We start from the raw sequence: 11970 nt of genomic DNA on the forward strand, positions 1-11970 counted from the left end.
TAAAAATGGCAGATAATGATCAAAATGACGAATATAAATTCGAAGAATTAGATTCTCTTGAGAACGAATCATTAGATACTTCAGAGTTTGATACAAAAAGTTCTGCTCCTGCACGCTCAGTAGGAATGGACCCCCAAAAGAATGTTAAACGTAATGCATTAATTGCTGTAGGTGTTATTGTTTTTGCTATGTTGATGTATAAATTCATCGGTGGGATGTTTTCGAAAAGTACACCTCCTAAGGAGAGTATAACCCCGGCTCCTGTCGCAGAGCTGACGCCGACTCCTCCTCAGCCTGTTACGCAAATTCCACCGGAGCCTGTGCAACCAAAACCAGTAGTCCAGCAACAACCCCCGGTGGTTCAAGTAAATAATGCGGCACTAGAGCAAAAGGTAGCGTCTATTGAGGCCAGTCAGCAATCGGTCCAATCCGAGGTGAGCTCAATGAACCAACAAGTAGGAAATGTCAATAATAATGTAAATGCATTAAATGCTCAAATTACGAAATTGAATCAGATGATTAGTGATTTGAATAATCAGGTAGTCAAGCAATCCGAAGTAATTAATGTATTGATAGAACGTACAAAACCTAAACCCGTCAAGAAAATAATTCGTCCTCGTCCACTGGCGCCACAAATAATTTATTATATAAATGCAGTAATTCCGGGTCGGGCTTGGCTAATTGGCACAAATGGTTCTACACTTACAGTAAGAGAAGGAACAAAAATCGCAGGATATGGGACTGTTAAACTTATTGACTCCATGCAGGGTCGGGTTTTAACAAGCTCAGGGCGAGTAATTAGGTTTAGTCAAGAAGATAGTTGAGGTGTTGTATGGCAGATACATGTACGGGCGGAACAGTAGCTTGCTGGATATCTGGTCAAGTTAATATATTAACAAATATCGCAAATTCACTGATTCCTGTAGAACGCTTGATTACAGGGGGCGCATACTTAATAGGTTGTGCATTTTTATTCAAAGCAGTCTATAGTTTAAAAATATATGGTGAAGCTCGTACAATGATGTCGAGTAATACGAGTATGAAAGAACCGATTGTATACTTAGTAGTTGGCGCGATGTTTGTGTATTTTCCATCGGCTTTTTCATCATTGATGGTAAGTACTTTTGGCTATCAAAATGTTCTCCAATATGCTCCGGTAAATAATAGTAACCCGACACTTGATACCTTATTCGGAAGTGGGAGCGTTGTAGGAAGGCCTTTAACAATTATTATTCAGGTGATCGGCTTAGTAGCCTTCGTAAGAGGATGGGTGTTGATTGCACGCTCTGCTTCCCAAGGACAACCACCGGGAGGAACAGGAAAAGGTTTAGTTCATGTGTTTGGAGGGATATTAGCGATTAACATTGTAGGTACAATTGAGATGATTAATAACACTTTATATGGGACATCGTGACAGGGCTTAGCACGATCTTAATTTGATTTAATTTTTAGTAAATTTAAAATTGGGGAGAAAAAGGTGAAGAGTACAGTCATTAGTAAATCTAGTTACAAATATTGGTTAAGCAGTTTTATTTGCTTAAGTTTATTGGCTTTGGTGAGCCAAGATGCTGCCGCAGGAGGTGCGATGTCTATAGGAGGAATGGCATCAACGATTACCGGGTCATTTACAAACTTGACCAAATTAATCACTGCAGGTTCTTACCTGGCCGGTTTGGGGTTCTCAATCGGTGCTATTATGAAATTTAAGCAGCACAAAGATAACCCAACCCAGATTCCAATAGGTACGCCAATTGCTTTGGTATTTATCGCTGCGGCCTTGTTGTTCCTACCTTCTATTCTAGGGGTAACCGGAGTCACAATGTTCGGAGGCAGTGGTGGTTCAACTGCGGGTCCAACTGGAACAGTTTATACAAGTGGCAGCTAATTAGCTTAGAAGTTGCTGTTATAATAAAAATGGTAAGATTCATTTCGGATCCTCTTCCCGCAAGGGAAGAGGATCTTTTAATGAGTATCAAATCGAGTAATTGCCAATAAAGTTAATTGTATTAAATGTGAGCCAGGAATATGGCAGTTAATCAAGAGCAAAACAAATTAAAACTAATGGCTACGCCAGGTTCGTGGCGTTTGTATTCTGCCAGAAAGGTCGACGAGCGATTTAAATCGTTCGAGCAAAAAGTATTTCAAAGAGATAGATATACGTGTAGGTTTTGTGGATTTCAAGCACGCTTATTCCAAGAGGTAGTGAATCTTGATAATAATTATGCGAACAACAAATTAGATAATTTGGTTACCTCTTGTTGTTTCTGTGCACAGTGCTTTTTTGTTGAATCTGTTGGCGTTGGTGGATATGGTGGAGGGACATTAATTTATCTTCCTGAGCTAAACCAAGCTGAGTTAAATAGCATATGCCATGTACTATTTTGTGCGATTACCAATGATACAGGATACAAGTCCAGTGCACAAAATATCTATCGGGCTTTCAAATTTCGTTCACAACTTGTGGAAGAAAAATTTGGTGAGGGAACAAGCGACCCTGCGATATTCGGTCAGCTAATGATTGATGCAGGTGTAAATGACGAAGAGAGAAGATCTCAATTATTTAAAAATATACTTCTATTGCCTTCAAGAGCTAAATTTCGACAACAAATTGAAAAATGGGCTGCTAGTGCATTAGAAGAAATTTCAAGTTAAATGTGAGGAAAGGAATGGCGCATTGGTCAGAATCTTTTTTTGAAGGAGTAGATACCTTCTTTGCCTGGCTAAGTACATCGCTCAAGCAAACGACAGAATCATATATTGATTTAGAAACAGCTGATAGTCCAACAGTGTTGGTTAATCACGATGGTTCCCTAGTATCAATTTTGAAGGTTGAAGGGGTATCAGCACTTGTAGGAAATGAAGAATTTGAAAATTTGGTTGCTGGGTTAACCAATTCATTTCAAGCTGCTATGGGGCGTCCAGGACATGCCTTGCAGGTTTATTTTAGTCATGATAAACAAAATATAAGGAAATTGATCCAAGACACCTACCAACCGGCTACAGCAACAGCAAAACGACTCGAACTCAATTTAACGGACTTGTTTGAAGAGCGAGTTAATTACATGGCACAGTATTGTGCGGAAGAACGTGTCTATTTTGTGCTGATTACACGACCCTTCAATTTAACATCAGAGCAATTAAAGGCTGCTAACAAAGCCAAAATGAAGATGATTAAAGATATGAAGGCCCCACCTTTTAAAAACAGCCAGACTATCTATGCTGCGATCCCAGAGCTACGTGACACCCATGATGCCTATGTTCGTTCCGTTATGAATGATCTGGATTCGCATCATGTGTTTGCTAAGCTACTGGAGGTCCACGATGCAATCCATGCAGTCCGTATGACTGCAGATCCTGATTATACTGCTGATGATTGGCGACCAAGTTTGCCTGGAGATCGGGTAACAGTCAGAGAAATTAATAGTTTTGAAGGTGATCCCTCTGATTTATTATGGCCTTCACTAGCCAAACAAGTATTTCCACGTGACGCAGAAGTATTGGATTTGCGTACCGTTAGGGTTGGAGATAAAATTTATTCATCAACCTATATCGATTTATTCCCCAAAGATTTAAGACCTTTTATTCAGTTATTTACTCGTATATTACCTTCACATGTTCCTTGGCGAATCTCATTTTTGATTGAGAGTGAAGGGCTTGCCACAATTAAGCTCAAAGGTATGCTGGCTGCGATTCTTACGTTTAGTTCGGCACAAAATCGTTTAATCAGTGATTCAGTGAATTTATTAAAATATATACAGCTTAATACGGATGAGTCGATAGTGCGCTTGCGGGTTGTTGCAACGACTTGGGCACCTGAAGACAGAATTCCATTACTACGCCAACGTAGTTCTGAATTAGTAAAAGCCATTGAAGGATGGGGTTCAACTGATGTTTCTGAGATTTGTGGCGATCCTTTTAGTGGGTTTGTTTCCAGTATGTTAGGGGCTACGCTCAATAGCGCCGCCGTACCAACAGTTGCCCCACTCAGTTCGGTAGTATCCATATTGCCTATTACCCGTCCTGCATCACCTTGGACAAAAGGAGCATTGCTTTTTAGGACACCTGATGGTAAGCCTTGGCCCTTCCAACCTGGATCAACAGAACAGACTACTTGGATTGATTTGGTTTATGCACGCCCAGGTTCTGGTAAATCAGTTTTATCAAATGCGATTAATTTAGCATTATGTTTGTCTGGCGGGTTGTTACGTTTACCACGTATTGCGATTATTGATATTGGACCTTCAAGCAGTGGACTCATCTCTTTGCTGAAAGAGGCTCTTCCCGCATCAAAACGTCATCAGGTTGCTTACCATCGATTGAGGATGACCCCTGAGTATTCAATTAATCCTTTTGATACACAATTAGGGTGCCGCTATCCTACAGCATTAGAGCGTGCTTTTTTAGTTAACTTTATTACGCTGCTCACCACGCCTCTTGGTGCTGAAAAACCCTATGACGGTATGCCGGATCTTGCGGGTATGGTTGTAGATGAATTATATAAAAGTTTGGCTGATGAGTATAATCCTGCGCCTTACTCTCCTGGAGTTGAGGAATTTATTGACAGTATTTTGGAAGAAATTGGTTTTATTCGTGATTCAAAATCAACATGGTGGGAAGTAACTGACTCGCTTTATTCAGCAGGATTTGTTCATGAAGCGATGTTGGCTCAGCGCTATGCGATGCCTTTGTTAGCTGATGCTGCATCAATTTGCCGTACTCCATCTATCGAAGATTTATATGAACGAATAACAGCACCGACTGGTGAATCCTTAATTAATGCATTTTCCCGAATGATCTCTGCTGCAGTTAGGGAATATCCTATTTTATCGCGTGTAAGTGCCTTTGATATTGGTGACGCGCGCGTGGTATCGCTTGATCTTGATGAGGTTGCAAAAAGTGGTGGGGATGCTGCAGACAGACAGACCGCTGTTATGTATATGTTGGCGCGTTATGTGTTGGCAAGACATTATTATCTAACAGAAGAGAGCCTCAATAATATACCCGAACAATACAAGGAATATCATAAAGAAAGAGTGCAAGAAATTCGCGAAGATCACAAACGTATCGTTTATGACGAGTTCCATCGTACTTCAAAATCTGCAGCAGTGCGTGAACAAGTGATTATCGATATGCGTGAGGGACGTAAGTGGAAGGTACAAATCGCATTATTATCACAGTCAGTTGATGACTTTGATCCCGTTATGATCGATTTTGCTACTGCAATTTACATCATGGATGCAGGACCTTCACAAGCGATCGACAAAACGACTGCTATATTTGGACTTTCTGATACTGCAAAAACTGCTTTGCGCACCCGTGTGCATGGACCAAGGCAAGGTGGAGGAACGTTTTTAGCGCAATATGCCACTAAAAATGGCGTGAATGTGCAATTGCTTACCCTGACTTTAGGACCTGTGGAACTCTGGGCGTTCAGTACTACAGCTGAAGATGCTACAGTGAGAAACCACTTATACCGACATCTTGGCCCTGCAGAAGCAAGGCGTCTTTTAGCCGCATTATTTCCTAATGGTTCCGTTGCCAAAGAATTAGAAACGCGATTGAATAGTATGAAAGAGAAAATGGGTTTAATTGAGGATGAACTGAAAGAAAGTATTGTAGAGCAATTAATTAACGAAATCCTTGATGCTTATTCAAAAAATCCTGATGTTAAGAGTTTACCTGCAAAATTAACCTGAGTTCGGCATAAAAAGTATAAAATAGCTTTATACTTTTTATGTCATGAAATGAACTTATCCGCATAAAAATGCGGCGCATTTCATACGGGATCCATTCTGACTAAATCCAGTTCGATATCGGAATAATACTATTTTTTTATATCGAATACAGTTTTGCAATTTAATATTTTCTTAAGAGAACTCCCATATAATCGACCTCGTTCTGAATCATGAATGAATTTTTCTGGGTAGAAATTCATTCTGGAAAGAATAAAAAAATAATAAAAAAGGAACGTTTAAAATGAGATTCTATATGAAAAATGCAATCGCTGTTTTGTTTTCATTATTAATAGGTATTAATACGAGTTTTGCTCTGACAAATACGAAAATTCCTGATGAAATGTACATTAAAGAACATTGGATCAGTTTAACCACAAGCTATGACATTGAAACAAAAACACGAAAACTAGGTACTTTATATAGAAAATTCTTCAGTCTTTTATTAACTTACGAATTTTATGATCCGTTCGATAACAAATTAGCATACGCACGATCAAAATTCTTATCTCTGACAGCCCATTTTGATGTTTACGATAATTATGAAAATTTTATTGGGGCAGCTGATGAACGATTATTTGCTTTTTTTCCTACGTTTGATATTTATGGACAAGATGGATATACAAAATTGGCTAAGGCGAGTATGAACTTCTGGGGCACAACCTTCACTATCTACGATCCGGTAACAGATAAAGAAATGGCTACTTTATATCGACCTTTTTTTAGGCTGAAAAATGACTGGACTTTTAATATTACTAACCGAGCGTTATTCAATCAAAAGGAAATTGATTCTCGCGTACTTATGACTGTAATTGCATTCCAGGGCGATAGAGAATATTGGGAAAGTACTCACCGAGATAGTTTAAAAGCCTTAACAAAGAAATCGAACCAAGAAAACGAAGTGACATCAGAACAGGTAAGTCGACTTTTGGAACAGATTGCGACACTTAGGAAACAAGAAGGTATAGAAAATGTAAAGAATCCGGATCCAAAAATGATGGACGTTGTTGCTATTGAGCTGGAACATAACTATAGAAAAATACGTGCGACTGATGAGCCAACACAAGAAAATCAGGAAAAGCTTGCTGCATTCGCTGACTATTGTTTGACTTTGGTGCAATCTAATACCCTTACTAATGAGAAGAAAAACACCATTCTTTTCTTGCTTAAAACACGTTTGGAAGGTGCAGTGAATTGAATTGGATAACCTGGATTCTATAGGTGATTCATATTTTAAATATAGCTTTGGGGGAAGCGAGACGGCTTCTCCCAGCGATATGTAACCACGTCATCCTGGGGAGTATACGACGAAGGATCTCCTGAATTGAGTAAGGTCTTATTTGATTATACTGTTATACCCTATCTAAGGAAGATCATTCACTATGTTCGGGTTGATGTTATTGTATTCTGGGTGGTGTATCCTAGTGATGCTTAAGGCAATAGTTTTTAATATTCGCAAATTTAATTAGTTCTCATGGGCAAAGTTACAATTACTTTTAACCCCCCTTGTAAATTATTAGTCAACGTAATATCGCCTTGGTGCATTTGAATAATTTCTCTGGCAATAGTTAATCCAAGTCCAGTGCCGCCTGTACTGCGCGAACGCGAATTTTCTCCTCGGTAAAAGGGTAAGAAAACGTGCTCTAGATCTGTTTCTGCTAATCCCGGTCCCTGGTCTGTAATTGTAATTTCTATTTTATTTTGCAGACAATTTAAGTGAATCATCGCCTTATAGCCATAATGAACTGCATTATTAATTAAATTATTAAAAGCACGTTTTAGTAAATTTACTGTACCATAATAAACAAGCTTCGGAGTTTCACTAGTAAAATTGACATCATAATTTAGTTCGGTAGCATCATCTTTCAGTGATGAGAGCAGCGCTACCAAATCAAAAAGCTGAGGTTTTTCCTCAACATTTACATCTCTGAAATAATCCAAGGTTTCACGAATCATGAGTTCCATCTCATTAATGTCGCTCATTATTTTGTTGTAGTTTGGATCATCTGCCAAATATTCAGCTCGTAATTTTAAACGGGTTAGCGGGGTACGCAGATCATGCGAAATCGCGGTAACTACACGAGTTCGATTTGCTAAAAGTTTGTTCACTTTTTCTTGTAAATCATTAATCTTTTTGAAAATAGTTTTTTGATCCTGATTTCCAGTTACTGGGATAGGTAACCAATTTTCTTGATGTTCACTGTAATGAAGGCTTTGGATTAAGGTATGAATTGGTTGATTGAGTGTACGTACGGCCCAATAGTTGATGAAAAGTAACGCCCCAATTAAGATAAGGAACAGGCTGACAACTGAATTTGCTTGCACGGGAAAAAAGGAAATCACCTTGATATTTAGCCAGTTATTCTCCTTTATAAACACGGAGAATTCTAATTTTTTATTTTGTTTTATTAAATTAAAAAGCACTGGTGCTTTTAAAGTCAACAATGCATTTTTATCGTACAAGGGTTTAGGTGATAAAGTTATTGCCGCCCATGAAATACTTTGATTTCGTAAGATCAGCGGCCAGATGGATTGGGGGTTTTTTTGCAATAGTGTCACGAGATGAGTTAATGAGCGTACTGCTTTGGGAGGAAGAGGGGATCGGATGTTTTCATAATAATATTTCCCCAGCTGCATGAGTGAAAAAATGATTAATAAATTTCCCAGTATTAACCCAACCAGAGTTTTTTTTGCGGTTTTAGTTAATTGACTCATACCAAATCAACCTTGGTTTTGAATTGGTAGCCACCTCCTCGAATCGTTAACAATAATCTTGGGTTACGAGGATCAATTTCAATTTTTTTACGTAAACGCCCGATAAGGACATCAATGGTTCTATCTTGCGAATCACAGTCTTTGTCATACAGCAAATCCATCAATTGATCACGACTTAGAATGCGCCCCGGATGCTCCAAAAAAATCACCAAAAGCTCATATTCACGATGACTTAAAGGGATGGCTACAGATTCTTTATCAATCAAAGAATGGGTATTGCGATCAAGAATCCAATTATCGAAATGAATTTGTTGTAATGGAGTGAGTTTTTTACGTTCATGCTCTAATTCACCCTGAGTTCTTCTTAATTGTGCTTTGACGCGTGCAAGTAATTCACGAGAACTAAAGGGTTTGGAAATATAATCATCTGCACCCAATTCCAATCCAGCAACTCGATCAGCAATACTATTTGCTGCACTGAGCATAATAATCGGCATGCTATGAGTTTGGCGAATTGTTTGGCATAAATTTAATCCATCAATTCCCGGGAGCATAATATCTAAAATAATTAAATCAAAATTATTTTCTCTTAATAACTGTTTGATATTCAAACCATTTAAGGTCCAGGTGGTTCGAAAACCATTTTTAATCAAGTAATCATTAATTAAGTGCGTAATTTCTTGATCATCATCAATAATTAATATGTGGCTTTTTCTTGTGCTCATGAATCACCTGATAAAAGAAATGTAATCTGGGACAAAGAAGCAGAACCCAGAAGTTTTTAACGAGTAAAATTACGCGCTGTACTCCGACCGTATTATAACAGCAAACAGCTCTATGTTTAGCATTGTAACAGTGTTGTTACAATAAACAGTGGGTTTGTCATATTCCTATTACATTGGCTCTTTACACTTAACCAATGAAACCTAATAGGAGAAATAAAATGAATATGAAACGTTTCTTATTGATTAATAGCTTGGCTTTTAGTGTATTAAGTACCTCTATAGCAGCAGCACAACCAGTAGTATCTGGTGCTACAGTCTCTATAAATCAAACAGGTCATTATCGTCAGAATGTTGGTAAGCTGCTAACTCCAGAGCAGCGTTCAGAGTTGGCTAAAATCAAAAAAAATCTTCGTGCACAAATGGCTCCATTGATTAAAGAAAAGCGTGCTCTGAGTATGCAGATAAGAGGTAAATTAGCTACTCCTAATGCGAAATGGAGTGATATATCGAGCCTGGTAGAAAAAAGAAATCGTGTTAATGCGAAAATAAGTGCTCTCTGGGCGCAAACCCAATTTCAAACCTATCAAAAATTGGGTGTGTTGTTGCCTGTTCACCACGGCCATCATTGTCGTCTTCAGAATAATAATTTTGCTAAAAAATCATAAAAGGCATCAGACGGTTTCGTGTCTTTTGCGAAACCGTTTATTTTTTTAATTCAATAACAACAACTTTTATCGGATGTTTACTCATGTTTTCATCAGTGTGTAATTCACCAGGGACATCTTTAGAGAGATAATACGCTTTATCTTTTTGCAATTTTAAGAAATGTATTTTTCCTTTATTGTTGACTACTTTTAACAATCCATTATCTAAGGCAACAATGACTCGATTGTGTTCATGCCGATGCATTTTTAAAATTTGCTTTTTATCCGGATAAATCACCGTTGTCCAGACAGAGACTTCTTTATTTGATAGCTGAGGAGTGCGAGTGGTTTTCTTTACCTCGGCATAAGAATTTATTGATGTTAAAAATGAAAGAATACAAAGGGTCAACGTCATGTATGTTCGCATAATGTTCTCCATGATTTTTTGGGAGACTATAATACATGGAGGGTTTTTTAAGAAGATTAATTAGGCAAAATAGTAGATCATTTTTAGTTTTAATTCCCTTTTTCTATGGCTTCAATTTTTTTACCATAGGTTTTTTATAATGCTTTTAAGAAGCATCAGAGCACTTTGCAACAACAATCTGTTTAATCAATTCTGTTAATAGCATGTAATTTTGTGTTTTATGGGAGGTTGTGCGCCAGGCTACGCCAATTTCTCTGTAGGCATGGTCGGTTTGTAAAGGTAGTGAGACTAAGTCAGTACCGGTAAGAATGCCGCTGTTGATTGCAAGATTGGGCAAAAAGGTAATTCCAGGTTGATGGCTTACCATTTGGATTAAAGTATGCAGGCTGGTGGCAAAAAAATGATTGATTTTTTTACTTTCCTTTAATTGACAAGCTTGTAATGCATGTCCTGTCAAACAATGCTCTTTTTCCAGAAGGAAAATACTGTTTTCAGGCAATGTACTGATTTCTTTGTCAAATCCTCGATGGGACCAAGTTTTAGGTAAGACAAGTTTAAAATAATCTTTGCATAATACGTGTGTCTGAAATTCTTGGGTTGGGTAGGGAAGTGCTAATATAACAAGATCCAGTTTTCCTTCACTTAAATAGTTCAAAACATTGTCTGTTGTGTCCTCTCTAATAAATAAAGTAAGCTCTGGATAAAGTTGCTGACACAGATTCTGTAAATCACTTAAGATAAATGGGGCAATGGTAGGAATTATTCCCAAATAAAGCTTACCTTGCATTAGCGATCCTTGATTTCGTGCGTAATCCACTAAATCATTACTCTGTTCAATAATTAATCGACTGCGACGAACAATTTCTTCTCCTAATGGGGTGAACAGAAAGGTTTTATGATCTCGTTCAAGTAATTGTGCCTCCAAAATTTCTTCAAGGCTTGAAATGGCGGCACTCAAGGTTGACTGACTAATAAAACACGCAGCAGCTGCTCGCCCAAAATGTTGATGGTCATATAGTGTAATTAGGTAATGAAGCTGTTTAAGGCTGACTAATCTGCTCATCGATTTTTCCGATTAAAGTTATCTATTTTATTCATTTTAAATAATTATACACCCTAACTATAATTTAATTGAACGAAACGAATGAGGAGAATTTTATGTTAACTGTTGGTCAAAAAATCCCAGAATTTTCTATTGTTGCAGCAAAACCAGGCTTTAATAATCATGAAGAACATGGTCTAAGTGCATTTGAAGTGATTACTGAAAAAAGTTTTCCGGGGAAATGGAAAGTACTTTTTTTCTACCCTAAAGATTTTACGTTCGTATGTCCAACAGAAATTGTGGAGTTTGCAAAATTAAATAGCGAATTTAACGATAGAGATGCGGTAGTACTTGGAGGAAGTACTGATAATGAGTTTGTTAAATTGGCTTGGCGAAGAGAACACAAGGACTTACATAGTTTAGATCAATACAGTTTTGCCGATGTGCAGGGCAAATTAACTGATGGTTTTGGTATTAGGGATGAAGAAAGTGGTTGTGCTTTAAGGGCAACATTTATTATTGATCCGAGCAATGTGATTCAGCATGTAAGTGTCAATTCATTAAATGTTGGTCGTAATCCTCAAGAAATATTGCGTATTTTGGATGCATTGCAGACTGATGAATTGTGTCCTTGTAATCGTCCTATTGGTGGTGAAACATTATAGGCTTGGGTAAAAATTCAGAA

The 11970-nt window shown here is 37.9% G+C and carries 12 protein-coding genes; 8 read left to right on the plus strand and 4 right to left on the minus strand.

The window, feature by feature from the left end; all coding sequences use genetic code 11:
* Positions 1-5: 5 nt before the first annotated feature.
* The 6 genes from icmG (at position 6) to BW930_RS02025 (ending at position 6930) form a co-directional block, all read left to right on the plus strand.
* Positions 6-824 carry a type IVB secretion system protein IcmG/DotF gene (gene icmG / locus BW930_RS02000; RefSeq protein WP_058466656.1) on the plus strand — a complete coding sequence of 273 codons (819 nt, stop codon included), beginning with the start codon at positions 6-8 and terminating at the stop codon, positions 822-824.
* A gap of 8 nt (positions 825-832) precedes the next feature.
* Positions 833-1414 (plus strand): hypothetical protein, encoded by a 582-nt coding sequence (locus BW930_RS02005; RefSeq protein ID WP_058466655.1) that lies wholly within the window; start codon positions 833-835, stop codon positions 1412-1414.
* A 63-nt stretch (positions 1415-1477) separates the two neighbouring features.
* Positions 1478-1885 (plus strand): hypothetical protein, encoded by a 408-nt coding sequence (locus BW930_RS02010; protein ID WP_058466654.1) that lies wholly within the window; start codon positions 1478-1480, stop codon positions 1883-1885.
* A gap of 140 nt (positions 1886-2025) precedes the next feature.
* Positions 2026-2652 carry a type IVB secretion system protein IcmJDotN gene (icmJ, locus tag BW930_RS02015; RefSeq protein WP_058466653.1) on the plus strand — a complete coding sequence of 209 codons (627 nt, stop codon included), beginning with the start codon at positions 2026-2028 and terminating at the stop codon, positions 2650-2652.
* 14 nt (positions 2653-2666) lie between these two features.
* Complete coding sequence (locus tag BW930_RS02020) at positions 2667-5696, plus strand: type IV secretion protein IcmB (RefSeq protein WP_058466652.1); 3030 nt, start codon at positions 2667-2669, stop codon at positions 5694-5696.
* Between the two features lie 292 nt (positions 5697-5988).
* Positions 5989-6930: an LURP-one-related/scramblase family protein gene (locus BW930_RS02025; RefSeq protein ID WP_058466651.1), complete on the plus strand. Its 942-nt coding sequence runs from the start codon at positions 5989-5991 to the stop codon at positions 6928-6930.
* Between the two features lie 263 nt (positions 6931-7193).
* On the opposite strand, the gene BW930_RS02030 is transcribed toward BW930_RS02025, so the two are convergent.
* Both BW930_RS02030 and BW930_RS02035 read right to left on the minus strand, forming a co-directional pair.
* The gene (locus BW930_RS02030) at positions 7194-8447 is read right to left on the minus strand and encodes a sensor histidine kinase (protein ID WP_058466650.1); all 1254 of its coding nucleotides are present in this window, start codon (positions 8445-8447) and stop codon (positions 7194-7196) included.
* Positions 8444-9172, minus strand: coding sequence for a response regulator transcription factor (locus BW930_RS02035; protein WP_058466649.1), 729 nt, complete (start codon positions 9170-9172; stop codon positions 8444-8446). Before BW930_RS02035 ends, BW930_RS02030 begins: the two co-directional genes overlap by 4 nt.
* Before the next feature lie 218 nt (positions 9173-9390).
* On the opposite strand from BW930_RS02035, the gene BW930_RS02040 reads away from it, so the two are divergent.
* Complete coding sequence (locus BW930_RS02040; protein ID WP_058466648.1) at positions 9391-9837, plus strand: hypothetical protein; 447 nt, start codon at positions 9391-9393, stop codon at positions 9835-9837.
* Positions 9838-9874: 37 nt separating this feature from the next.
* Here BW930_RS02040 and BW930_RS02045 read toward each other — a convergent pair whose 3' ends face one another.
* Both BW930_RS02045 and BW930_RS02050 read right to left on the minus strand, forming a co-directional pair.
* Positions 9875-10243: a cupin domain-containing protein gene (locus BW930_RS02045; protein ID WP_058466647.1), complete on the minus strand. Its 369-nt coding sequence runs from the start codon at positions 10241-10243 to the stop codon at positions 9875-9877.
* Positions 10244-10388: 145 nt separating this feature from the next.
* On the minus strand, positions 10389-11306 hold the full coding sequence (locus BW930_RS02050; protein WP_058466646.1) for a hydrogen peroxide-inducible genes activator: 918 nt from the start codon (positions 11304-11306) through the stop codon (positions 10389-10391).
* Positions 11307-11401: 95 nt separating this feature from the next.
* On the opposite strand from BW930_RS02050, the gene BW930_RS02055 reads away from it, so the two are divergent.
* Positions 11402-11950 (plus strand): peroxiredoxin, encoded by a 549-nt coding sequence (locus BW930_RS02055; protein ID WP_058466645.1) that lies wholly within the window; start codon positions 11402-11404, stop codon positions 11948-11950.
* The last annotated feature ends 20 nt before the right edge of the window (positions 11951-11970 follow it).

The organism is Fluoribacter gormanii, from assembly GCF_900156395.1.
Taxonomy (GTDB): Bacteria; Pseudomonadota; Gammaproteobacteria; order Legionellales; family Legionellaceae; genus Legionella; species Legionella gormanii.

What these genes read in the sequence shown, in the direction of transcription:
- icmG (WP_058466656.1), top strand. Translation starts at nt 6, where the DNA reads ATGGCAGATAATGATCAAAATGACGAATATAAATTCGAAGAATTAGAT.
- BW930_RS02005 (WP_058466655.1), top strand. Translation starts at nt 833, where the DNA reads ATGGCAGATACATGTACGGGCGGAACAGTAGCTTGCTGGATATCTGGT.
- icmJ (WP_058466653.1), top strand. Translation starts at nt 2,026, where the DNA reads ATGGCAGTTAATCAAGAGCAAAACAAATTAAAACTAATGGCTACGCCA.
- BW930_RS02020 (WP_058466652.1), top strand. Translation starts at nt 2,667, where the DNA reads ATGGCGCATTGGTCAGAATCTTTTTTTGAAGGAGTAGATACCTTCTTT.
- BW930_RS02025 (WP_058466651.1), top strand. Translation starts at nt 5,989, where the DNA reads ATGAAAAATGCAATCGCTGTTTTGTTTTCATTATTAATAGGTATTAAT.
- BW930_RS02030 (WP_058466650.1), bottom strand. Translation starts at nt 8,447, where the DNA reads ATGAGTCAATTAACTAAAACCGCAAAAAAAACTCTGGTTGGGTTAATA.
- BW930_RS02035 (WP_058466649.1), bottom strand. Translation starts at nt 9,172, where the DNA reads ATGAGCACAAGAAAAAGCCACATATTAATTATTGATGATGATCAAGAA.
- BW930_RS02040 (WP_058466648.1), top strand. Translation starts at nt 9,391, where the DNA reads ATGAATATGAAACGTTTCTTATTGATTAATAGCTTGGCTTTTAGTGTA.
- BW930_RS02045 (WP_058466647.1), bottom strand. Translation starts at nt 10,243, where the DNA reads ATGCGAACATACATGACGTTGACCCTTTGTATTCTTTCATTTTTAACA.
- BW930_RS02050 (WP_058466646.1), bottom strand. Translation starts at nt 11,306, where the DNA reads ATGAGCAGATTAGTCAGCCTTAAACAGCTTCATTACCTAATTACACTA.
- BW930_RS02055 (WP_058466645.1), top strand. Translation starts at nt 11,402, where the DNA reads ATGTTAACTGTTGGTCAAAAAATCCCAGAATTTTCTATTGTTGCAGCA.